We start from the raw sequence: 22,188 nt of genomic DNA, 5'->3' as shown, positions 1-22,188 counted from the left end.
CATTAACCGCTGTTTCATCAGCGACATTTAATATCATAACATATCATTTCATTCTGCGCAATAACTTTTTCAAAAGTTATTTTTGCAACTCGTTACGAACCAATCGTTCGCAGCGACGAGTAATAATATATCACAATAAATAATTCCACGCAACAGTTAATTTGAAATTAATTTCTGCGGCTAGATTTAATAATCTATCATAATTCGACACAAATAGCAACAATCATTTACAAAGAGGTTTTTAGCAAGGTGAATGCGTGATAAGTCAATCAAATGATCAAACCAAGTTCAATAGATTGCCGATCGGCTAAAACAAATGTTGTGCAAATTACAGAGTGACCAGTCAGTATAACGATGATTTCAAGTCTAAGAATGGAATTGACGTTCAAGATGAAAAGGAGGATCTCTATTTTTCAGAGCTAACTCACTCATTTCACAAATAACGGCACGAGCCTGCTTGAGACGATTATACCCGCTAGGAGAGGGTCCTGTCCCCCTGTCCGTTTGTTGTTGGTGGTGTTCTTGTTGGTGTTCTTGTTGTTCTTGTTGTTCTTGTTCTTCTTCTTTTTCTTCTTCTTGCCCCCTTAACGTCGACGTATTGTCGTTTTCTGGGTAAAAGAATGCAAAGAGACCTCGAATCGACTCATTGGTCACGCCTTGTCCTACAAATTCAATAAAAGAACGATCCTTAACAGCGACTAGTTCCTTACGAATACAATCAAGCATGGGTTTGCCTCCACGTCTTAGGTTGTACTTGCCCCAGTTCTTGATCGCGAGCTCCCTCGTTTCATTATTGTAACGAATGAGCTGATGCTGGTGTAAAAAGCGCTCAAATAACAGCTGCACCGTTTCAACGGAGAAGCCTGTTTCAAAAGCCACTTGTTTCTTTGTAATCCGAAAGATGCCAATTTGCGTCACTTGCGGATTGGTGAGCAAATACATGAAAAAGAACTTATCCTCCGGTGTCATCTCCTCCATCACTTTTGGATCATTCCAGAACCCTGTTTGAATCATGCGGAATTTAGCCATGCAAAATCCTCCTATTGTATGTATGTCTTTATCCTATATATATAAAGGTAGGTTGATTTTCGTAGAAGGATTTGAAAAATTACTCATCGTAAATTATTTGTCGTTATAGAAAAGGTTGAAAACAGGTGGGACAAGGGACCTGACCCTATGGAAGCCATCCCGTCAATAAAGCGCCACCGGCATCATGATTTTTTGCGGTTAAGTCTCCACCGTGTTGCTTCATATTTTTTTGTGAAATGGTTAATCCTAAGCCAGCTCCTCCAGTAGATCGGTTTCTCGATGCTTCCCCACGGTACAGTGGGTCAAATACGTGACGAAGCTCTTCTAAGGAGAATCCTTCTCCTGTATCTTGAACAGTGAACATGACTTTGTCATTCCTTTTATAGCATTGAACAACAATCTTCCCGTAAATGGGTGTATGTCGTAGCCATTGCCCATCATCTATTAGACCTTTCCTATGCGATTTCTTACACGATCGCAGTATGGCTATGCTGGGTTCTTAACCTACTTCTTGCAGAATTATTTATTAGAAAGAAAGCTTTTTTATAATTTTTCCCAACGGAGGTGATGCCTTTTCACCGTCCCTATAAGGCTAGATTGTTGAGAACCACGAAAATGATTTCATTATTTTTTAAAGCTATAAATGTTTGGTACAATTGATGAATAGTAAAACTTCAAGATAAAGAAGGAGAGTGAAATAATGAATGAATATGGAACACTACATGAGACAAACGGTCGTTATGCTTTAAGATTTGAACGATTTTTCCCTCATAATCCAGAAGATGTTTTCCGCGTCATTACGAATCCTAGTTCCTTCACCCAATGGTACCCTTTCGCAACAGGGGAAATGGATCTCAGACTTGGTGGCAAGATTGCCTTCGATGACGGTGAAGGAACGACATATGTCGCTACCATTACAGAGCTAGAAAAGCCATATTTATTTGGATTCCGCGAAGTTGATGACCTAATAAACATTTCATTGCAAGGAGAGGATAAAGGATGTCGAATGACCTTTATCCATACTTTTAACGATGATTCATGGGCAGTTAATACCGCAGCAGGACGGCATAGGTGTCTAGATGTACTGGATCAAATCGTCAATGGTCAACCAATTGAGTGGCACGATAACTCAACTGAGCTGCGTAAAATCTATAGCGAAGCATTTCAATAGCGGGTCGTGGCTGGTGGGTCGGAGGGACAGGTCCCTCGACCCGCGACCAACGGATTCCAGTTCCGCTATTTCATCAAAAACTAGCATTTTATTAAGTTTAACGGAACCTGAATCCGTTATTTACAGAAAACCCCTATAATTATCCACTCATAACACTAAATAGCGGAACTACAATCCGCAAACCTCGCAGGAACTCACCATTTATCACAAATAACGGAATGTAGATCCGCTTGATGTGTATAGGGGGACGAGGGACCTGTCCCCCTGGACCACCCCCTGGACCACTAAGACAACAAAAAAACTAGCCAGATCATCTTCATCCAGCTAGATAGTTGAAATTCTTTTCTCTTTCTCTCAAATGAAACTGGGACACCTTTCCTGTCCCCGATGTCCCTCGATGTCCCTACAACATCACTCGGATATTTCCATGCTCGCCTGAATAGCCGGATTAATTTCCGTGTGAGGATAGTTAATTTGTTCTCCAAATTCTACCCAGTCGAGATTTGCCATCATCAAGAGGTAGCGTTTGCCGCTGGCTGGGTCGCTGATGATGATATGGTCACGACCAGCCGTTTCAACGCGTCCTTGGTAAACCATTGCATTCCACCTGCTGTTTCCTTGATAAGTAAAGTAGAATGTACCAACCTTGCCTTTGTTGTAACGTAGGATATTTTCGATAAACGACTCTTCCACCACGCCTGCCTGCAGCTGCTGTCCAGTCCCCATTGGAACCACTGGCACAGAATATGCGGGTCCAGAAGGCATCCCCGCCGGAAAACCGTTGTTTGGTTGTTGCGCGGCACCGTACCGCATCATGTTAGCTGGATATAAACCAGCGTTCATTGGATTATAACTAGAGTTTCCACAACTCATGAGATCATCTCCTTAATTTTATCTATAAAACTCTGGGCAGTAGCCCGGTACAGCGATATAGAAGCAATGATTTTTGTGCGCAAAATCGAACTGTGTCATAGGGGATCTTGGCATCGTTTCTGTACAAGGATCTCTGTATGTTTGCCCCGGACTTGGATTAAAGAACCACAAATTCATTCTGGCTCGAGGGTTTCTATGTCCTTGTAACAAATTCCTGGCCCTTTGGAGGTCTTCTTCGTCGGGACGCTGTGTATACAATGATCCATTTAAAACAGGCTCGAAGTGAGGAATTCCAGTTCCCGGTATGGTTTGATGGATAGCGTGTCTAATAGTACGCAAATTTTGGAAGTCCGGTTCACAGTCTGCCTCAACACGATTGGCCACAACGGTTCCTACCAAGTCCATCCCTTCAGCTCCCTCACCGATCGCCTCCGCCAGCATGAGCTTAGCTAACTCCTCCACGTCACGTGAAGTATGTTTGATTCGCCTACCCATTTTCTCACCCCTTTCTGCTTATACAAGTAACTTATTGCCTAAAGTGGGTTTTGGTAGCTTGCCTATCCGCCCAAACCTTGGAAATTGCATATTAAATAGCCATCAAAGCTGTCACCATCTGTATTGCGAATAAAAAAAAGCCGGCAATAAGCCAGCTCCTTTTAGTAGTTGCTAATATGTTATTTAGTAATCGCGCTTGTCACTACCCTACTACCCGTATTGCTATTATTCTGACATACTTCAGGCACCTCACCTAACGATACAGAAGATACGATCAATCATTTACATTCGTCAAGTTTCTTCAAGAAAAATCAATCAAGAAGATGAACTTCATCATCCACGTGAATGTTCCCTGTTTTTACCACAGATGCATACACGCCAAAATGATTGTTTCTTTCTTTTATAACCGTTTTATGTATACTCGGATCTCGTTCGGCATTATCAGGATTAACCGTAATAATCATACACCTTTTACACGGTCCTACGAATTGCAATTCTACTTCGGCCCCTATTTTTATACGCCGCCCAATCCACTCTTCTTCAATAAAAGGTTTCTTTTCCTCTAATGAAATTAATAAATTTGGACGAAACCGTCTCAAATCAACTTCGGCTTTTCCCCATAGTTCGTTCAACTTATCTAAAGAAGCATCTGTTGCAAGTAGAATATGTTCTACTGCAATCGGTCCAATAGGCACATGTGATGGCGTATATTCCCTGGTGGAAATTTTTCGATTCGACTTGCTTTCCATTTCTTTAATTAATTCTTGATCCTCCCAATCAAAAACCTTCCCCTCTGGTGTGATGACTTCGACCTTAGGATAGTCCTCCATTGATTCTTCTCCCACAAATTTCGCTTTATATTGAACCATTTCTTGAAATTGTGTTATCGTTAAAAAATTTCCTTGTTTTGTATCATCTACATAAGCATGGCTACGGTCGCCATATAAACCATAATCCATAATTTTTGTAGTTTGTACATTTTCTCCACGAAGAGATTTCACCGGGTGACGAACCACTTCTTTTATCTGACCGATCAACATTTCATTCACTCCAATATTAATTTTTCCAGGGGGGGCAAGTGGGACGGGGGGACAGGTCCCTCGACCCGCCACCAACGGAACACAGGTCCACTTGATGTGGGACGTGGGATCCTGTCCCGCTAACTAATACCCAAAAAACGCATCCTTTTTGATATTCCGTTTTGAGATGTGACTATCCTTTAAATAGGCAGAAACTGAATCGGCCATGGTCTTCGGTCCTGCAACGAAGTATTTCGCATTGTTCTTCTGTAAACTGACAAACTTATCGATCTCCTCATGCAAGTCATCTCTTGAATCAAGATAAGTAACACTTATTGAAGAAGAGTTATTAGCCAATCCATCAAGTTCATCTTTAAAAATATAGGACTTCTTGCTATCAAGATAGAGGAGATGTATGTTTTTATCGGATACATTTCCTTCTGCTTCAATTTGTTTTAATATCGCCCTAAAAGGTGTAATCCCAATTCCACCCGCAATGAAAAGAGAAGGACTGTTGTCTTGTAGATAGAAAGATCCTACAGGTCCACTCATACTCACTTTCATTCCCTGATTTAATTCTAGCATTGCGTTCTTAAATTCACTTGGGTTGTCACTAATTGCCATCGTTAATTTAATCACATTCTCAGTCGGAGAAGATGCTACACTTAATGGCCTTGTGGGATTTTTTATTTTCTTATGGGTAATTGTAAATAACCCATGCTGTCCAGCTTTCCAGGTTACATCTGTCTCTTTTTCAAATAGAAAGCTATATACACCATTTGATTCTTCGTAGCTTTCTATTAATTTGAGTTCCCTCTTCTTGAACATTGATACGATATCTTGAAATAAGCCCATCTTTCCCCCTCCTATTCTCCTCTTTGAAGTACTTACATGCTTGCTAAAGTCTTATTCTATTTCCGCCAAAAAGTCGTACAGTTTGCCTTGTCCCAAATATTAAACTCAATCATTTTCTCAAGTAATGAGTAATCAACACGAGCACCCCAAGGAATACGAATGATCTCCTTTGTATAATCATATCCTGCCTTTACAATATCACTCTCCACATGAGTGATCGTTACACTTTCAGGCGCAGCGGCTAAATGCTTTTTAGATACACTAAAACCGATAATATATGTCCCATGATCGGTAAACATTAATTGATTCCATTTAATCTCTGGTTTTAAATTTGGATATTTTTGAACGATCCAAGTTAGCAATTCTTTCATTCTTTCCTGGTACGAAGGATCAATCCCCTCGATATATTCAGTAATCAATTCCATATTGTATCCTCCTATTACCAATTTCGTGGCTAATGCAAGCTCTTTTTCAGCATCGTTTGCGTTCAGACACGTTAATAACAATACCTATGTGTAGCGTTAATTCCTACATTTCCTCTAATACTTTATTTAATTGGTCCACCATGCTTGCCCAACCATATTTCGCACCATGGAACGCTTGATTTTCTTCTTCAAATCCGGAGTGCTCAAGGTGTAAGTAGGTTGTTTCCCCTTCTTGCTTTAATGTCCATGTGACAATCGTATCAATTGGCCCACCTACCCATGTGTAAGATAACTTATAAGGCTTGTCCACTATTAATACTTCACTATCTACAACTAGACCGATTGCCTCATTTCGAAACTGACATTTATAACCTACAATAGGTCTAAAGTTATTTTCCATTACCCATTTTGCAAGAGTATCCGAATGGGTTAATGCGTCCCATACCTTTTCGATAGGGCTCTTAAATTGAAAATCCAATGATAAATCCGCCATTATTTATTCCTCCTCTAATATACTTTTTAGCAATTCGGCTCTTTCATTCCAAAACTTCTCATAAAAAGATAACCAATCTTTAACTTCCTGTAAGGGAACTGGATTTAATCGATACCTAGTTTCTCTACCTATTCTACGGTTCGTTACTAAATCAGCTTCTTTAAGAATAGCCAAATGCTTAGAAACAGCCGTACGTCCCATCTGAAATTGAGCAGCTAGTTCATAGAGGGGTAGCTCATCTGAATCTGCCAAAAGACGAATTAACTTGCGTCTCGTTGGGTCTGCAATGGCTACGTAAACATCCCTCGTTTGATAAGCATTATTCAAAATTCTCCCCCCTCACACAATTGGACACCATTTAGTGTCATAATTATATGACACTAAATGGTGTCCTGTCAAATGGGTCGAGGTGGGTCGAGGGGACAGGTCCCTCGACCCGCCCCCTCAACGGAACACAGTTCTGCTATTTCATCAAAAACTAGCATATTAATAGGTTTAACGGGTCCTGAATCTGCTATTTGCGGAAAACTGCTACAATTACACCCTTATAACACTAAATAGCGGAACTACAATCCGCAAACCTCGTAGGTACTTACCGTTTGTCACAAATAACGGAATATAGATCCACTTGATGTGGGACGAGGGACCTGTCCCCCTGTCCCCCATTATTCTACCTGCTCCACTATTACTTCACCCTTCTCGTCTAATAAAGGTGTTAAAGTGCATCCTTGCGCACTCCATGTGTATATATAGTTAACACCTGTTTGACGATCAACCCATATAGAGATTAGACTACCCTGCTGAGAAGTTTGTACCAACTTTTCAGCAAAACGTTTATCTTCTTTTTTTCTAAACATCATTTATCACTCCTTATGAATACTATTTATCATCTAATTTCTCCTACAATTAATAAATCATTCTGCTGGTCCATTCATCTCTATCTATTAGAATTAATGTATTTAACAGTAGTTAATTATCTAATCCATTTTTCTTATAAGCATAAACAAAAATAACTAAAGAAATCATAAGCCAACCTAAGAGAACACTAATATCAGTTAGGTTCCATTGATATCCAGTTTCAGAGTAGAGGCTGTTTGCAAAATTTGTTAACACACCTGTATACGTGTAGTCTAAAATAGCGGACAAATTTTCTTGAAACTGTTTGATTGCAGGTACTGATGTTAAAAGTAATGTAATAGGCAGTGTATATAAAGATGTTTGTGTTTGGTTTTTTGTAAGGATTCCTATAATATATCCAATTATTAGACTGATCAAGCTAGCTACTGTTGTCATTAACAAGTAACTTCCAAATTGAACCTCTCCAAAAGAAGATCCACTTACAGGAATCATGAGAATATTCACTAGAATCAGGATTAATAATGGAGGCAGAAGAGTCCCAATCAAGTACTCTAAGCCGTTTACAGAAGATGTCATTAGAACTCTTAAAGTGTTTTTTTCTTTTTCTTCTGATAAAGGTCCACTGCTCATTGAAATACCAGCTATTGCGATGTTAAAAACAATCCCGAAGCTAAGGACAAATGCATTCGTAGAAAAGCTAATTCCTTCCTCATTTACATCTAAATCTGGCATTATATTTTTCATAGCGAATACAAACCCTAATGCAAGAATGGGGCCTAACATCACACTAGTATTACTTAATAACGTCTGAAACTTCATTCCTACTATTGCGTTTATCTTTTTTAATGAAATTCTCAAAGCAATTCCCTCCCCGTCAATTCTATGAAGACTTTTTCTAACGTCGGTTCATTAGAGTGAATCGTCATCATTTCATTATTTGCTATCCATTGGCTAATTTTTTTTCCTGTTTCTTCAGAGTGAGGTAAAGTGATTTCACTCTCATCCTTTAATAAAATCTTGTAGCTTTTATTCTTATTGTACTTAAGGCACAGTGCTTTCGGAGCTCCGTGGTCGACAATAATGCCATCATTTAAAAGTGCAACGTGATCACAAAGTTTCGTCGCCTCGTCCATATTATGGGTCGTAAGGAAAATGGCTGTCCCACTCTCTTTTAGTTCAGTAAGTAGTTCAAGAACGGCTACAGCTGTACTGGGGTCTAATCCGCTAGTAGGCTCATCCAAGAAAAGTACTTTCGGTTGATGCAAAAGAGCTCTTGCTAAGACTAATCGTTGAGCCATTCCCTTCGATAATTTATTAGCTATCTTATCCTTGTGTTCTAATAAACCAACTCTCTTTAGAAGAAAATCAATTCGTTCTTTTCCAACACCTAAAATGTTAGCGAAAAATTTCATGTTGCTATATACCGTCATTCTTTCATATAACCCACTGTTGTCTGTAACAATTCCCACTTGTTCATAAATACTTTCATTAATTTGTTCAACAGGTTTCCCTAAAACTATTGCTTTTCCTGAGGTTTGTGTTAGTTGTCCTGTCAAAATTTTAATTGTCGTTGTTTTCCCTGAACCAGAAGGACCAAGAAATCCAAAAATTTCTCCCGAACGAACTGAGAAATTAAGATCTTTCAGGGCAGTTTCATTTTTGAACGCTTTGGATAAGTGTTCAACATTAATCACTATGTTCTTTTCCATTTGCTTTTCTCTCCTTTATATAATGAAGAATGGTTAAAATGCCCCCAAAAAGATTTGTCTACATGTCTAGGTCTCTTTAGGTTGTCCATCACATTTTCAGTTTAGATAAAAACAATAGAAAAGTCGTAAATATCCCGTGAACAGTACTAAAAAAAGCTCAAATGTAACAAAAAGAGGCTGAAATGAACTCATTTCAACCTCAACGGTACCTTAAAACCCTATTAATTGTTTCAATTCTTCCAAACGATTTCGAGAAAGAGGGAGTTTCACATTAGGTTTGCCTCTCAAAATTAATGTATAACTATTCTTTGAATAACTAATCAATTCAGACACGCGTTGCAAATTAACTAAGTAAGAACGGTGACACCGGAAGAACCCAAATTTTAACAATTTATCTTCTAGTTCATTCATCGTTAAGTCTGTTGGAAAATACTCATCATCTATGCGTACATTACTCACGCTATTAATACTTTCAATAAAATCAATTTCATCAGGACTGAAAAAAATTGTCTTATCCGCTAGCTTACAAGTCACTTTGAAGACATTGTTGGGCATGAAATTTTCACTCTCATCTTTTTCCTCTGAGATCGAATCTATTTCGTTAGTAAGATCGGTTTTTTCTAGTCCACTTACTCGGTTATAGCGATATATCTCGCTGCTTAAAAGCAATAAATCTTCTATAGAATTAGACGTGAATAGTGTGGCGATTTTATTTGTATGAAGATGCTCTAATGCTTTTAAATAAAGTTCAATGCCTTCACCTGTTAAATTACTGAGTGGATTTTCAATTAATAGAACCTCTGGGGAAAATAGAGACATTCGGAATAAACTGACCCTTTTTTTCTGATCTTCTGTCAAATTCTTGATTTTGGTTCGCCAAACATCCAAAAGAGAAAACGTTGCAATGTAATTTTCTAAAGGGTGAGGATAACCTGCAATCTTTTTAAAGAAATTCAAATACCTTTGAACAGTTAAACTGTCATATAAACCATCATCTTTATATTCTGTTATTATCGATTTTGTTTCTCTTGCAATAGAACCACTTGAAGGCAGAAGTTCACCTGATATCAGATTAAACAGCACTACACTTTCTTCACTAGACATTTTAATCCCAATACGGGAAGTAGGTTCAACAACTAAATCTATATCTTTCAAAACGGTACGATTATCTTCTTGTTTCATCACTTTTTCTAGTGAAATTAATGTCATTCTGCACACACTTTCTTTTTCTTATTAAAGTACATTATACCATGGGTCGAGGGGACAGGTCCCTCGACCCGCCCCCTCATGTCCCCTATCCTTTTTAAAATTCCCATTCACAAATCATAGTTAATTGATTATCCTTTAGCACAGCATTAATACTCCCGTTCATTTTTTCCATCAAGCTTTTGGCAATCGGTAAACCTAGCCCGGTACCATCCCCGGTCCTAGTCTGATCAGCCTTGTAAAAACGGTCAAACATTTGATTTACCTCTTGCTCACTTAGTGAATGAACAGAGTTGCTAACCTTAAGTTGAATCGATGTTTCAAATTTCTCAAGGATAATCGTAACTTCCCCACTAGAGTATTTAATTGCATTAACTAGTAAATTTTCTATTACTCTTTTGCCAGCCGATGGGTCAAGCAACATGATCATATCTTCATCTGGAATCTGGATGGATGGCTCGATGTTTTTCTTATTAAATTCCTCATAAAAACCAAAGAGGGCTTCCAAAACTAAATCATTAAACCGAATCTTCTCCATTTTCAATGGATAATCTGCTTGTTCTATAATCGATAGCTCAAAAAAATCCTCAAGTAAAACCTTTAGCCTTCCTGTACTATTTTTTATCGTTTGTATGTATTCCTTTTTCAGCTCACTACTTATTTCATCTGATTCTAGAAATTGAATATATCCCATTATCGAAGTGATAGGTGTTCGGATATCATGTGATATATGAGATATCGCCTGTTTTAACTCGTTTTCAGTCGCGCGTTTGTTGGCCTTTGCCTTTTTCGTTAGATCAATTTGGTGATTTATTTCCTTGGCTAATTGTTCAAAATCACGATCATGAAAGCTAATACCTATTTTCTTAGCTGTTTTATCCTGGTTTAATTGCTGGAGCTGCCGAGTCGCACTTTTCATTTCTGTTTTCAGTAGATACAAACGAGTGAGGACATATACGAAGGCTATCATGACCGTTAGGAATAAATAGAGCATATGACCTCACCCACTTTCTACTTACTTAATTTCTTTTCTTTGAAAAATAAAGCTTCCTAAAGCTCCAAATGCAAAGAAGGTTACAATTGGAACAACTACAAGCGTGAACACTTCACTACTTTCCAAGGTATGAACAACGATAATATCGTATATTAACTTAAACACAGAATGATACAGAATAGGTTCAAAAACCGGTACTTTCGCTGCTAAAACTTGCAGTGGCCAGTCAACAAAGATAAAAAACATAAGCAGAAATCCAATCGTTTTCCCACTGTCAGTGAAAAGAATCGAAAAGACCGCCATTATAGACGCGAAGGCTGCACCATACAATATGATAAGCCCTATGGTTTGAAGGCAATATGTCCATTCAGGCATTCCTTGAAAACCAAAATAAATCGCACTAGCACCCGTCATAAAAATCGGTAAGATCAATGAGATGATAATGGTTCCAACCGAGAATACCATAAGTTTAGCAAAATATATTCGTACCCTGCTATTCCCAGAAGAAACGATGCTTTTCATCGTCCCCATCGAGTATTCACTTGAAATAAAGAAGCCAGCTAAAATACTCGGAATAAGCTTAACGATATTGCTATGGGTACCAAGAACACTATCCAAATAATAATCTTTGACCATAGGCAGACTAGGCCCACCATTATCAAATTCAATTAAAGGAAACAAAACGGCAATAGCGAGTAACATCCATGTGAGAAACCTGAATGATCGATCCTTCTTCAATTTATACCATTCTGTTTTCAATAAATTACCCATGTTGCACCCCTCCTATGCGATGACTAAAGTACGTTTCCAAATCTTCTCCCATAGGCATAAATTCTTCGATTACCAATCCTTCATCGGTTAAGATTTTGGACACTTTCCCTGGTGCATCCACATAGGCGAATAACTTCATGGTTCCATCTGGCATGACTTCAAACTCTTGCGTTCCCAAGTGACTTTCTATAATGGTTGCTGCTTTGTTTGGATTATCGACTTTTATATGCAAGTATTGCTGACATTTTTCATTCAGTTCTTTGGCAGATAGCTGCTCTAGCAATTCTCCTTTATGAATAATTCCATAATGTGTAGCTAACAAATGTAATTCACTTAAAATATGACTTGAGATTAAAATGGTGATCCCATACTCTTGGTTAAGCTTCTTTAATAATTCTCGAATTTCAACGACTCCCATTGGATCTAATCCATTAATAGGTTCATCTAGAATCAAAAATTCAGGATCTCCTAATAAAGCAATCGCAAGACCCAGACGCTGTTTCATCCCTAGAGAAAAATTCTTTGTTTTCATTTTTCCTGTATCTTGTAATCCTACGATCTTAAGAGTTTGATTAATACATTCTTTCCCTGGTATTCCTTTAAGGAGCCGATGTGTTTCCAAATTTTCAACGGCTGTCATTTGTGGGTATAAAGCAGGCCCTTCGATTATGGTTCCAATTCGTTTTCTTGCTTCAATTAACTCTCGTGTACTATTTTCGCCAAACAATTCAAAAGTACCTGTTGTTGGATAGGCAAGGCCTGTAATTAATCGAATTAACGTTGATTTCCCAGCCCCATTTTGTCCTATAAAACCATAAATAGATCCTTTTTTTATCGTTAGATTCACTTTATTAAGCGCTTTTTTACGTTGATATTCCTTTGACAATTGACTAGTTTTTAAAACATATTCATTCATCAAGGTTCCCCTCCTTAGATTATTATCTAACTTGTCCAAAATGATTGCTTCTTGAACACTCTTCTACAATAAGAAGGGAAACATAAGAAAGTCTTAAGTTAATTCTTAAGAAAACCTTAAGTTTTCAGCTTATACCCCATTCCCCAAATCGTTTCAATATACACTTCATTGGGATTGGCTTTAGCGAGCTTATTTCTTAGATTACTCAAATGGACATTAACCGTATTGTCATCCCCATAAAACTTTTCATTCCAAACACTCTCAAACAAATTAGCTTTAGTAAAGACCTTCTTCGGGGAAGACATCATTAAAAGTAAGATCTCATATTCTCGTGCCGTTAACTTGAGTAGATCCCCATTCACCGTCACTGTTTTTGCATCCGAATCCAAAACAATATCTTTATGACTAATCTGATTGGTTATTGGCACACCCGAAAGATCACGATACCTTCTTAGGCAAGAATCAATTCTGGCAGACACCTCTTCAATATCAAAAGGTTTTGTAATATAGTCATCTGCCCCAGCCCTTAAGGCATTAATTTTAGTTTGCGTTTCTAGCTTTGCTGAAATAATAATGACAGGAACATTCCTCTCTTTTGTTACCTTTATTAAAAGATCTTCACCAGACAAACCAGGAAGCATCAGATCAATTAGGACCATATCCCATTGATTGCTCTCTAGGTAAATCATTGCTTCCGTCCCTGAATAAGCCGGCTTCGGAGTATACCCACTTTTACGAACAATATTACATAGCAAGCGATTAATGTCTTCATCATCCTCAATGATCAATATCTTTACTAAATCGTTCATCCCATCACCCTCACAATTATTACCATTATCTTTCATGTAAAAAGGTTCAATGTCAAGTGTTGGGGATGTTTGGTTTAGGGGGGAAGGGGGCTTGTTTGGATAGTATTTATGAATTCAAAACCTGCTTTTGTCAGCTGATTTCTCGGAAAATAAAAAACTCACAAACGTTGATTAATCAACGTTTGTGAGTTTTTTATTGGGGGAATTGAGTTTAATACCGATGGACCATACTCTACTTCATACACACAAAATTAAAAATAGTTTCGTATTGTCGTTAATACCCTCTCTAAATCATGTTCATGTAACTTTCCGATTTTAAATAATAATTCTTTAAAATGTACAGTATTTAATTTAGAACATCTAACGATGGAAGGTTTATCTAAGCCTGCTTCTTCCCAGTATTCAATCGCAACATCAAATTCATTTCTTGCATGTTGACTTGTAACTGTTGATATTAAGTGATCAATTCTACAATTACATTATCATTGCTTACAATAACGACTGGTCTTCTCTTTCCATTTAACTCGACAGTCCATATTTCTCCACGTTTACCTGTTTTACTCATCTTCCTTACCCCAAAACATTTCTTCTTTTTCTTTTATGATTTGCTCTTTTGGAGGTCTGCTGTCAAAGTAATTATCAAATAGCTTATTTAGTAATTTGATTCGTTGCCCATTATCCATTTCTTCTATTGCTTTCATTATCTCATCAGCAGTCATTCATAACCACCTCATTTAATAAATAATTTACTCAAATCAATTATACAATAGAATTAAATTTCAATAAAATAATCGTCAACTGTACGGAGTCGAGGGGACAGGTCCCTCGACCCGCCCCCTCAACGGAACACAGTTCTGCTATTTCATCAAAAACTAGCATATTAATAGGTTTAACGGATCCTGAATCCGCTATTTGCGGAAAACTGCTACAATTACACCCTTATAACACTAAATAGCGGAACTACAATCCGCAAACCTCGTAGGTACTTACCGTTGTCACAAATAACGGAATATAGATCCACTTGATGTGGGACGAGGGACCTGTCCCCCTGTCCCTTTGTCCCCCTGTCCCTTTAAGGTTCCCTGCCTCTATTACTCTTTGTCCCTAATCTTGTTACCAAAAACAAATGTCATGACAGCGAACAAAACAAAACTAATCATTAAGATTGAACCGCCTACAATAAAAAAGATTAACGAAAATGTTTCTGATACCCATTCAGGCTTGAAATAATACATATACATTCCAGCCGTGAGCCCGAAAGTCCCTATAATGGAACTCCACACGTGAGTGATGGCGAGTTTAGACTGTTTCGGGATAGCATATAAAGCATAGAAAGAAGCAAAGGCAAATAAAGATAACCACCCTACTACCAATATGTGTGTATGAATAGGACGGAACAAGTATGAACCTGCCCCTGCCATATGTGAACCAATATAAACACCAATCACTGCATAGATAGCTGAAAAACGTAATAGTAATTTAGATCTATTCATTAGGATACCTCCCTTGATTTTTTTATTTGTTCTTTACTAGGCCACCAATTCCATTGTTTTAATAATGTAACGATCGCTGGAACAAGCATCCCCCGAATGAGGAAGGCATCCATAATAATTCCAACTGAAACGATAAAACCAAACATAAATAACTCGAGGATCGGCTGTGTCATCAAGACTGCAAAAGTAGCTGCTAATAGTATACCAGCAGACGAGATCACTCCACCCGTTAACGCTACACCGCGTTGTGTTGCTTCTTTTATAGTAAACTTGCGGTTTTCCTCGCGAATACGAGAAATAAGCATAATATTGTAATCGACCCCAAGTGCCACTAAGAAAACAAAGGCGTAAAGTGGAATTCGATAACTCATCCCTTCAAATCCAAACACATGCTCAAAGAACAGCCAACTAAAGCCTAGTGCCGAAGCAAATGAAAGGAGAATGGTAGATATCATATAAATCGGTGCAACCACAGAACGTGTATGAAAGAGTAACATCATAAAAATAACAAACGTTACGATACTAGCTACCACCCATGTATCCCAAGCACTAATAGACCGAATATCTGCTGATTTTGCTGTTTCTCCAGCAAAATGCAATGCATATTGCTCACTTCCTAGTCCACTGTTCTCTAACAACTCATCTTTTTTTGCAGATAAGTAGTCAAGAAGATCAAGAGATTGTTGATCGTATGGATTCATCGAAAGAACAAGGTCAAATTTTAATGCTTGTTCTGAGTCATTTAACAAGCGAACTCCATGACTCCCCCCTGATTCCAACCCCTCACGATCGGGTAATGTTGTGGAACTGACCCCATCTAATTGTAATAACTCTTGATTGAGATTTTCAAGTGCTACGATCTCTTCTTCCGTTAATGTAAACCCATCCCTATTCTCAAGTAATACGGTCGTTGGTGCCAGTTCACCAGCAGGAAAACGCTCTTCAATCTGTTCAAATCCAACACGAGAATTCATGTCTTCTGGAAAAGACTGAATGATATTAAAGGAATAGTTGATATTAGTTAGGTTTGTTGCATTAATAACTAGAAAAAGAAGCACTAAACCTCCAGCAACTAACGGTTTATTTGTCACGAATGAACCAACTTTGCCCCAAAACCGATTTTTTTCTAACGTCTTCTCGCCAACCTTTGGAATAAATGGCCAGAAAGAACGACGACCTACAAGCGTAAATAAAGCAGGAATTAATGTAATACCAGCAAGCAACACGATCGCAATCGTGATCGCAAAAACAGGTGCAAAGTTTTGATAAGGTCCATATTGAGCAAGAAGTAAAACAAGCATCGCTGCAAACACTGTTCCACCACTAAAGATAATGGGTTCTGCTACTCCTCTTACAGCCTCTTCCATTGCTTTGTGTTTATCTTCTCTTATTCTCAATTGCTCTTTAAAGCGTGAAAAAACAAATAAACTATAATCAATCGTCGCACCAAACAACAAAATCATAACGATTGATATCGATTGCGATTCAATTTCAAACACTCCATTTGCTGCGAATAATCCTAATACTCGATCAACGATTTGATAAGTAAACGCAACCGCCACTAAAGGAATGATAGCTAGCAATGGGGAGCGATAAATAACGATTAGCAAGATGAGAACTAATAGGATAGTAGAAAATAATAAAACAAGATCCGCATTAGAAAAGATTGCAATCGTATCAGAGGCAATTCCTGCAGGACCCGTAACGAGGAGTGTCCCGCTCTCTAACACAGTCTGACCGTATCCCTCTATTCCACTTACTGTATGATTAATCTCAGCCATTTCAAGATTTTCGAATAAAACGACCGGCAAAACAATCGTTGAGCCATCTTCAGAAGCAAACATCTCTTTTACATGATCAGGAAATTGATGAAATGGAACAATAGAGTCAATGGTTGTAAACTGCGCCTCTTCATCTAACCATCGGCTGACTTGATCCACTTCAGAAACACTTTCTTCATTCCACTCTGTTTGACTTTGAAAGACGAGCAATGCTAAAAGACCACCCTCGTCAGGGAAATACTCATTCACCTTTTCACTAGCAATAACCGATTGAACATCCTTTGGTAAATCATTTTCTCCAGTATTCACCGTGTAATCATTTGCAGAAGGAGCCATACTCAAAAATCCAGCAATCGCTACCCAGAAAAACAAAATCATCCAAACGCCTTTGCGATTTGACGCAATTGTTGCTAACTTTCTCATTTCCATCCTCTTTCCTTTGTATTGTTTAATTAACATTAAGACAACGGTTTTCAATACGTGCAATTGAGATTTTAATATCTTAATATGAACGTAACGTTAACAAAAAACGTTTTTCTCCGTGTTAACATTCTATTCATTTTTTTGTGTCAAACTAGAGATCAGCTTTTCCATATCAGACAGGTATTTACGGGGATACTAAAAACGAGTACAAATAAGGAAGGATTCGCGATATGAACAGTTCAATCAAAATATTAACGATAGAGGATGACCCAAATATTATTGAACTCATTGACCTGTATATGGTGAAAATGGGGTATCAATCGATCGCCGCTTACGACGGTGAAATGGGACTCGAGATGTATTTTAATGAACGTCCAGACTGTATTATTTTAGATTTAATGTTGCCTAAAGTAGATGGGTGGGACGTTTGCAAAACCATCCGATTAGAAGATAAACATATACCAATTCTTATGCTTACTGGCAAAGGGGAAAGCTACGATATTGTGCAAGGGTTAGAGCTTGGAGCAGATGATTATATTGTAAAACCATTTGACCCAAATGAGCTGTGTGCGAGAGTAAAGGCGTCTTTAAGACGGACAAAATCCTCAGAAGTGTACAAAGAAGATTTAACATGCTCTAATCTAGTGATGAACATGCAGGAGTATAAAGTTTTCATAAATAACGAAGAAGTAAAAATGCCACCGAAAGAAACAGAACTACTCTATTTCTTTGCTTCCAATCCAAATCAAATTCTCTCAAGACAACAACTATTGGATCGTATTTGGGGATATGATTTTGATGGTGATCCTCGGACGATTGATGTTCATATTAAACGCGTCAGAGACAAACTAACCTCCTACTCTTCTCACTGGTCCATAACGACAGTGCGCGGCATAGGCTACCGATTTGAGGATAAACAGAATGATTAAAACAAAGAAAATTTTCACGAAGTTATTTCTTAGTTATGCCTTAATTATCATTATATCCTTTTTGTTGTTCGGATTAGTCTTTCTTTGGCTTTTCCATCTTAATCTTTATACGGAGTTTGAAGAAACGTACGTTCATCATTACGAACAAGTTACGAGCCATTTTGAAGCTATTGAACGATTTCAGTGGAACGAAGAAGAAGCAGCGGCTTCCCTTCAACCATCGCTAAGCCAGAAAAATTTCAGCATATATATCTTTAACTCCCTTGGAGAAAAAGTCTATACTCCTCATCAGCCTGTCATTCAAGAAAATCACATTAACCTGGAGTGGATCCAAGCTGCTGCTCAAGGTGAGATGGTTGCGAACGGCGGTTGGACAGATGGTGTTTTAGGTTATTTCATCGCGTCACCACTCATAGATCATCACGACAATCAACTTGTGATGGTAATGGCTTTTCATGACCTAGACCATGAATACAAACAAGTCGTCTTTATGATTTTCCTGACATTTGCCATCATTATGGCCGTAGCAGGCATTTTCCTCTGGTTTATGTCAAAGAAAATCACGGCACCCTTACAAGAAATGAATCACAGCGCATTGCGATTTGCAAAAGGTGACTTTACACAATCCGTCGATGTGAAAACACATGACGAAATCGGGCAACTTGGGAAAACCTTTAACTATATGGCAACTGAACTGAACAACCTAGAGGAAACCCGTAAAACGTTTATTGCCAACGTTTCTCATGACTTACGCTCTCCCTTAACCTCGATAAAGGGATTTTTAATTGCGTTGCTTGATGGCACCATTCCTGAAAAACGAAGAGAACACTACTACCTATTAATGAAAGATGAAACAGAACGGATGATCAAATTAGTCAACGACACTCTAGATATGACTCGGTTTGAAGCAGGTCAAGTAAAAATCGTGCAAACCCCTTATAATGTAACAAAACAATTGCAAATGCTTGCTGTGAAATTAGAACCGCATTTGGCTGCGAAAGAAATGGAAATCCAAATCATTCCAGATCATCAAGAGATTATCGTCGTTGCTGATCAAGACAAAATTGAACAAGCTCTCATTAATCTCGTACAAAATGCCATTCAAGTTTCACCTATTCGATCAACGATTACCATCTTTTTAGAAAAACAAGCAAATCACGTTCAGATCAAAATACAAGATCAAGGTGACGGAATACAAGAAGAACAACTAGAACACATATGGAAACGGTTCTACAAAACAGATAAAGCACGAACAAATAAAAGTGGCGTCGGCATCGGTTTAGCTATTGTAAAATCAATCATGGATTTACACGATACTGACATCACCGTAAAAAGTAACCCCGGTAACGGAACAACTTTTGCTTTCTCACTGCCATTGAAAAGTAAACAATAAAGGATAGAGAGAACATGATTGAAATTCATGTTCTCTCTATCCTTTTTGTATATCAATTGGAACAAAGGGCAAAGAGTGCCCTTTATTCTCTATTTCTATTTCGCTATCATTCGAGTAGAGCTGTTGTACATATTGAAAGAAGGGTTATGACAATAGGCATGCAGGAAAATCACGCCAGGAAACTTTGAACAACAAGTAACTTCCTATGTTCAAAGTCTCTTTTTTCATAAAGCAGCGTAAACGGGAGTAGCCTGCACATTTTTCATAATCTTCAACGGGAAAATATACACTTTTTGATGTGAAGAAAGGAGCATTACTCAACTATATTATGACTTCCATGGGTTTTATTTATCTAATATTATGAGTAATCCTTGGAGGACACTTTTTATGTTATTAATATTTGCAATCTTACTAAACTTTGTATCATTACTACAATAATATCCGTTCGTACAGCGCACCGGGGTATTTAAGTCCAGTAAGATATCGAAACTTAGCCCTTAAAAAGATTGTTTGATTTAGTGTTGACATACCACTTTAATACTTCAACATCAATACCCTGTTCTCTTAAACTGTTCTGATAAGCGTTAATTTCATTTAAGTAATACTGGATAGTATGAGGACGTAAATTTCTAATCTCGCATTCCTTAACAAATAAATTTACAGCCTCACTAAAAGTTTCTACATAAGAATTTTTAGGTTTCCTAACAACAGCTAACTCTTTATCATCTAATAAATTTTTCCTTCTAACCACTAAAACAACACCACCTTTATCAGTGAACACGATTAGTACACACGATTTTAATACTGTATTTTACAGAAAAAGTACCTCTAAACAACACAAAAAAACGCCTACCTACAATACTGTAGATAGACGTTGAAGTCTTGATATTACTGTAATTCACTGTAATTGACGATTATAAAAGATAAAAGATTTCAAATACCGGTGGTCGGGGTCGAACCGACACTCCAGAAGGAACACGATTTTGAGTCGTGCGCGTCTGCCAATTCCGCCACACCGGCAAATAATGGCGCGCCCTGAGAGATTCGAACTCCCGACCTTTTGATTCGTAGTCAAACACTCTATCCAGCTGAGCTAAGGGCGCAAATAATAACTTGTCTAAAAAAATAAAAGTGCCGAGGGCCGGACTTGAACCGGCACGGTAGTCACCTACCGCAGGATTTTAAGTCCTGTGTGTCTGCCAATTCCACCACCCCGGCACGGCAGATATATGGAGGCGGCAACCGGATTCGAACCGGTGAATAAAGGTTTTGCAGACCTTGGCCTTACCACTTGGCTATGCCGCCAGACAAAAAAATGGAGCGGAAGACGAGATTCGAACTCGCGACCCCCACCTTGGCAAGGTGGTGTTCTACCACTGAACTACTTCCGCATTGGCTGGGCTAGCAGGATTCGAACCTACGCATGACGGAATCAAAATCCGTTGCCTTACCGCTTGGCGATAGCCCAATGCCTATGTACATTATTAAATTTAATGGGGCGGCTGATGGGAATTGAACCCACGAATGCCGGAATCACAATCCGGTGCGTTAACCACTTCGCCACAACCGCCATCGTCTTAATTAAATTGGCAGGGGTAGTAGGAATTGAACCCACACCGAAGGTTTTGGAGACCTTTGTTCTACCTTTAAACTATACCCCTAAAAGATAAGTGGTGGAGGGGGACGGATTCGAACCGCCGAACCCGGAGGGAGCGGATTTACAGTCCGCCGCGTTTAGCCACTTCGCTACCCCTCCACGAAAATACAATACCTATTTTACACAGTATGATTAATATAGTCAATATGTGAAATTACTTTATAGGTATATAACTTACAGTGCCGGCCAGAGGACTTGAACCCCCAACCTACTGATTACAAGTCAGTTGCTCTACCAATTGAGCTAGGCCGGCTTAAGTGGTGGCTCAGGACGGAATCGAACCGCCGACACATGGATTTTCAGTCCATTGCTCTACCGACTGAGCTACTGAGCCATACATACTTTATTAAAAATGGCGGTCCGGACGGGACTCGAACCCGCGACCTCCTGCGTGACAGGCAGGCATTCTAACCAACTGAACTACCGGACCATTTTGGTATTGCGGGGGACGGATTTGAACCGCCGACCTTCGGGTTATGAGCCCGACGAGCTACCAGACTGCTCCACCCCGCGTCGTTATGGTGGAGGATGACGGGATCGAACCGCCGACCCCCTGCTTGTAAGGCAGGTGCTCTCCCAGCTGAGCTAATCCTCCATATGTAACAATGAATAAAATTTGGTGACCCGTACGGGATTCGAACCCGTGTTACCGCCGTGAAAGGGCGGTGTCTTAACCGCTTGACCAACGGGCCAACCTATAAGGAAAGTACCTGGCGGAGAGCGAGGGATTCGAACCCTCGAGACGGTTTTACACCGCCTACACGATTTCCAATCGTGCTCCTTCGGCCAGCTCGGACAGCTCTCCATATGGCTCCACAGGTAGGACTCGAACCTACGACCGATCGGTTAACAGCCGATAGCTCTACCACTGAGCTACTGTGGAATACTA

Annotated in this window: 25 protein-coding genes, 17 tRNA genes and 1 pseudogene; 3 read left to right on the top strand and 40 right to left on the bottom strand. The window is 38.8% G+C overall.

What is annotated here, in order from left to right; translation table 11 throughout:
• Nucleotides 1-366: 366 nt before the first annotated feature.
• Complete coding sequence (locus tag LQ50_RS22415) at nt 367-1,029, bottom strand: hypothetical protein (protein WP_052144916.1); 663 nt, start codon at nt 1,027-1,029, stop codon at nt 367-369.
• A gap of 145 nt (nt 1,030-1,174) precedes the next feature.
• Nucleotides 1,175-1,456, bottom strand: a pseudogene (locus LQ50_RS22410) (ATP-binding protein); the annotation flags it as partial.
• Between the two features lie 273 nt (nt 1,457-1,729).
• Here LQ50_RS22410 and LQ50_RS22405 point away from each other — a divergent pair.
• Nucleotides 1,730-2,200: an SRPBCC family protein gene (locus LQ50_RS22405; protein WP_034633768.1), complete on the top strand. Its 471-nt coding sequence runs from the start codon at nt 1,730-1,732 to the stop codon at nt 2,198-2,200.
• Between the two features lie 411 nt (nt 2,201-2,611).
• On the opposite strand, the gene gerQ is transcribed toward LQ50_RS22405, so the two are convergent.
• The 20 genes from gerQ to LQ50_RS22320 form a co-directional block, all read right to left on the bottom strand.
• On the bottom strand, nt 2,612-3,073 hold the full coding sequence (gerQ, locus tag LQ50_RS22400; protein ID WP_034633765.1) for a spore coat protein GerQ: 462 nt from the start codon (nt 3,071-3,073) through the stop codon (nt 2,612-2,614).
• Nucleotides 3,074-3,091: 18 nt separating this feature from the next.
• A complete protein-coding gene (locus LQ50_RS22395) occupies nt 3,092-3,568 on the bottom strand; it encodes a cell wall hydrolase (RefSeq protein ID WP_034633762.1) in 477 nt (158 codons plus the stop codon).
• A 311-nt stretch (nt 3,569-3,879) separates the two neighbouring features.
• On the bottom strand, nt 3,880-4,608 hold the full coding sequence (locus LQ50_RS22390; protein WP_034633760.1) for an MOSC domain-containing protein: 729 nt from the start codon (nt 4,606-4,608) through the stop codon (nt 3,880-3,882).
• A 123-nt stretch (nt 4,609-4,731) separates the two neighbouring features.
• Nucleotides 4,732-5,442 carry an FAD-dependent oxidoreductase gene (locus tag LQ50_RS22385; protein WP_034633757.1) on the bottom strand — a complete coding sequence of 237 codons (711 nt, stop codon included), beginning with the start codon at nt 5,440-5,442 and terminating at the stop codon, nt 4,732-4,734.
• A gap of 56 nt (nt 5,443-5,498) precedes the next feature.
• Nucleotides 5,499-5,867, bottom strand: coding sequence for an iron chaperone (locus LQ50_RS22380; RefSeq protein WP_034633755.1), 369 nt, complete (start codon nt 5,865-5,867; stop codon nt 5,499-5,501).
• A gap of 103 nt (nt 5,868-5,970) precedes the next feature.
• The gene (locus LQ50_RS22375) at nt 5,971-6,360 is read right to left on the bottom strand and encodes an SRPBCC family protein (RefSeq protein ID WP_034633754.1); all 390 of its coding nucleotides are present in this window, start codon (nt 6,358-6,360) and stop codon (nt 5,971-5,973) included.
• A gap of 3 nt (nt 6,361-6,363) precedes the next feature.
• The gene (locus LQ50_RS22370; RefSeq protein ID WP_034633751.1) at nt 6,364-6,687 is read right to left on the bottom strand and encodes an ArsR/SmtB family transcription factor; all 324 of its coding nucleotides are present in this window, start codon (nt 6,685-6,687) and stop codon (nt 6,364-6,366) included.
• A gap of 338 nt (nt 6,688-7,025) precedes the next feature.
• On the bottom strand, nt 7,026-7,217 hold the full coding sequence (locus LQ50_RS22365) for a DUF6440 family protein (RefSeq protein WP_034633749.1): 192 nt from the start codon (nt 7,215-7,217) through the stop codon (nt 7,026-7,028).
• Nucleotides 7,218-7,329: 112 nt separating this feature from the next.
• Nucleotides 7,330-8,076: an ABC transporter permease subunit gene (locus tag LQ50_RS22360; protein WP_034633747.1), complete on the bottom strand. Its 747-nt coding sequence runs from the start codon at nt 8,074-8,076 to the stop codon at nt 7,330-7,332.
• On the bottom strand, nt 8,073-8,927 hold the full coding sequence (locus LQ50_RS22355; protein ID WP_034633743.1) for an ABC transporter ATP-binding protein: 855 nt from the start codon (nt 8,925-8,927) through the stop codon (nt 8,073-8,075). Before LQ50_RS22355 ends, LQ50_RS22360 begins: the two co-directional genes overlap by 4 nt.
• Before the next feature lie 210 nt (nt 8,928-9,137).
• Nucleotides 9,138-10,136 (bottom strand): LytTR family transcriptional regulator DNA-binding domain-containing protein, encoded by a 999-nt coding sequence (locus LQ50_RS22350; protein WP_034633740.1) that lies wholly within the window; start codon nt 10,134-10,136, stop codon nt 9,138-9,140.
• Between the two features lie 94 nt (nt 10,137-10,230).
• The gene (locus tag LQ50_RS22345; protein ID WP_034633738.1) at nt 10,231-11,127 is read right to left on the bottom strand and encodes a sensor histidine kinase; all 897 of its coding nucleotides are present in this window, start codon (nt 11,125-11,127) and stop codon (nt 10,231-10,233) included.
• Nucleotides 11,128-11,148: 21 nt separating this feature from the next.
• Complete coding sequence (locus tag LQ50_RS22340) at nt 11,149-11,898, bottom strand: ABC transporter permease (protein WP_034633736.1); 750 nt, start codon at nt 11,896-11,898, stop codon at nt 11,149-11,151.
• Nucleotides 11,891-12,814 (bottom strand): ABC transporter ATP-binding protein, encoded by a 924-nt coding sequence (locus tag LQ50_RS22335; protein WP_034633735.1) that lies wholly within the window; start codon nt 12,812-12,814, stop codon nt 11,891-11,893. Before LQ50_RS22335 ends, LQ50_RS22340 begins: the two co-directional genes overlap by 8 nt.
• 116 nt (nt 12,815-12,930) lie before the next feature.
• Nucleotides 12,931-13,623 (bottom strand): response regulator transcription factor, encoded by a 693-nt coding sequence (locus LQ50_RS22330; protein WP_034633732.1) that lies wholly within the window; start codon nt 13,621-13,623, stop codon nt 12,931-12,933.
• A 251-nt stretch (nt 13,624-13,874) separates the two neighbouring features.
• Nucleotides 13,875-14,030 (bottom strand): putative type II toxin-antitoxin system PemK/MazF family toxin, encoded by a 156-nt coding sequence (locus LQ50_RS26370; protein ID WP_272913744.1) that lies wholly within the window; start codon nt 14,028-14,030, stop codon nt 13,875-13,877.
• A 47-nt stretch (nt 14,031-14,077) separates the two neighbouring features.
• Complete coding sequence (locus LQ50_RS26365; protein WP_272913743.1) at nt 14,078-14,188, bottom strand: type II toxin-antitoxin system PemK/MazF family toxin; 111 nt, start codon at nt 14,186-14,188, stop codon at nt 14,078-14,080.
• The gene (locus tag LQ50_RS25845; protein ID WP_202595405.1) at nt 14,181-14,342 is read right to left on the bottom strand and encodes a hypothetical protein; all 162 of its coding nucleotides are present in this window, start codon (nt 14,340-14,342) and stop codon (nt 14,181-14,183) included. Before LQ50_RS25845 ends, LQ50_RS26365 begins: the two co-directional genes overlap by 8 nt.
• A gap of 372 nt (nt 14,343-14,714) precedes the next feature.
• Nucleotides 14,715-15,116 (bottom strand): hypothetical protein, encoded by a 402-nt coding sequence (locus tag LQ50_RS22325; RefSeq protein WP_034633730.1) that lies wholly within the window; start codon nt 15,114-15,116, stop codon nt 14,715-14,717.
• Nucleotides 15,116-17,320: an MMPL family transporter gene (locus LQ50_RS22320; protein WP_034633728.1), complete on the bottom strand. Its 2,205-nt coding sequence runs from the start codon at nt 17,318-17,320 to the stop codon at nt 15,116-15,118. Before LQ50_RS22320 ends, LQ50_RS22325 begins: the two co-directional genes overlap by 1 nt.
• Nucleotides 17,321-17,550: 230 nt before the next feature.
• Between LQ50_RS22320 and LQ50_RS22315 the strand changes: the two genes are divergently transcribed.
• Together LQ50_RS22315 and LQ50_RS22310 are read left to right on the top strand one after the other, a co-directional pair.
• The gene (locus tag LQ50_RS22315; protein ID WP_034633719.1) at nt 17,551-18,249 is read left to right on the top strand and encodes a response regulator transcription factor; all 699 of its coding nucleotides are present in this window, start codon (nt 17,551-17,553) and stop codon (nt 18,247-18,249) included.
• A complete protein-coding gene (locus LQ50_RS22310) occupies nt 18,242-19,642 on the top strand; it encodes a HAMP domain-containing sensor histidine kinase (protein ID WP_052144915.1) in 1,401 nt (466 codons plus the stop codon). The genes LQ50_RS22315 and LQ50_RS22310 overlap by 8 nt, the downstream gene beginning before the upstream one ends.
• 490 nt (nt 19,643-20,132) lie before the next feature.
• Here the strand turns inward: LQ50_RS22310 and LQ50_RS25840 are convergent, their stop codons facing one another.
• From LQ50_RS25840 to LQ50_RS22220, 18 genes are all read right to left on the bottom strand, one after another.
• Nucleotides 20,133-20,423 carry a hypothetical protein gene (locus tag LQ50_RS25840; protein WP_202595404.1) on the bottom strand — a complete coding sequence of 97 codons (291 nt, stop codon included), beginning with the start codon at nt 20,421-20,423 and terminating at the stop codon, nt 20,133-20,135.
• A 157-nt stretch (nt 20,424-20,580) separates the two neighbouring features.
• A tRNA-Leu gene (locus LQ50_RS22300) sits at nt 20,581-20,662 on the bottom strand.
• Between the two features lie 6 nt (nt 20,663-20,668).
• A tRNA-Arg gene (locus tag LQ50_RS22295) sits at nt 20,669-20,745 on the bottom strand.
• Between the two features lie 29 nt (nt 20,746-20,774).
• Nucleotides 20,775-20,860: transfer RNA gene (locus LQ50_RS22290), tRNA-Leu, on the bottom strand.
• Nucleotides 20,861-20,872: 12 nt separating this feature from the next.
• Nucleotides 20,873-20,947: transfer RNA gene (locus tag LQ50_RS22285), tRNA-Cys, on the bottom strand.
• Nucleotides 20,948-20,958: 11 nt separating this feature from the next.
• Nucleotides 20,959-21,033 (bottom strand) — tRNA-Gly (locus LQ50_RS22280).
• A gap of 2 nt (nt 21,034-21,035) precedes the next feature.
• Nucleotides 21,036-21,110: transfer RNA gene (locus LQ50_RS22275), tRNA-Gln, on the bottom strand.
• Nucleotides 21,111-21,136: 26 nt separating this feature from the next.
• Nucleotides 21,137-21,212 (bottom strand) — tRNA-His (locus tag LQ50_RS22270).
• A 17-nt stretch (nt 21,213-21,229) separates the two neighbouring features.
• A tRNA-Trp gene (locus LQ50_RS22265) sits at nt 21,230-21,303 on the bottom strand.
• A gap of 10 nt (nt 21,304-21,313) precedes the next feature.
• A tRNA-Tyr gene (locus tag LQ50_RS22260) sits at nt 21,314-21,398 on the bottom strand.
• A gap of 81 nt (nt 21,399-21,479) precedes the next feature.
• Nucleotides 21,480-21,552 (bottom strand) — tRNA-Thr (locus LQ50_RS22255).
• Nucleotides 21,553-21,557: 5 nt separating this feature from the next.
• Nucleotides 21,558-21,633, bottom strand: a tRNA-Phe gene (locus LQ50_RS22250).
• A gap of 19 nt (nt 21,634-21,652) precedes the next feature.
• A tRNA-Asp gene (locus tag LQ50_RS22245) sits at nt 21,653-21,729 on the bottom strand.
• Nucleotides 21,730-21,738: 9 nt separating this feature from the next.
• Nucleotides 21,739-21,812: transfer RNA gene (locus LQ50_RS22240), tRNA-Met, on the bottom strand.
• A 6-nt stretch (nt 21,813-21,818) separates the two neighbouring features.
• Nucleotides 21,819-21,894: transfer RNA gene (locus LQ50_RS22235), tRNA-Val, on the bottom strand.
• Nucleotides 21,895-21,916: 22 nt separating this feature from the next.
• Nucleotides 21,917-21,991: transfer RNA gene (locus LQ50_RS22230), tRNA-Glu, on the bottom strand.
• A 19-nt stretch (nt 21,992-22,010) separates the two neighbouring features.
• A tRNA-Ser gene (locus LQ50_RS22225) sits at nt 22,011-22,104 on the bottom strand.
• A gap of 3 nt (nt 22,105-22,107) precedes the next feature.
• Nucleotides 22,108-22,182: transfer RNA gene (locus tag LQ50_RS22220), tRNA-Asn, on the bottom strand.
• Between the last annotated feature and the right edge of the window lie 6 nt (nt 22,183-22,188).

The sequence above is a fragment of the Halalkalibacter okhensis genome, assembly GCF_000787375.1.
Taxonomy (GTDB): Bacteria; Bacillota; Bacilli; order Bacillales; family Bacillaceae_D; genus Halalkalibacter; species Halalkalibacter okhensis.
This window is presented reverse-complemented; position numbering and strand designations above follow the sequence as displayed.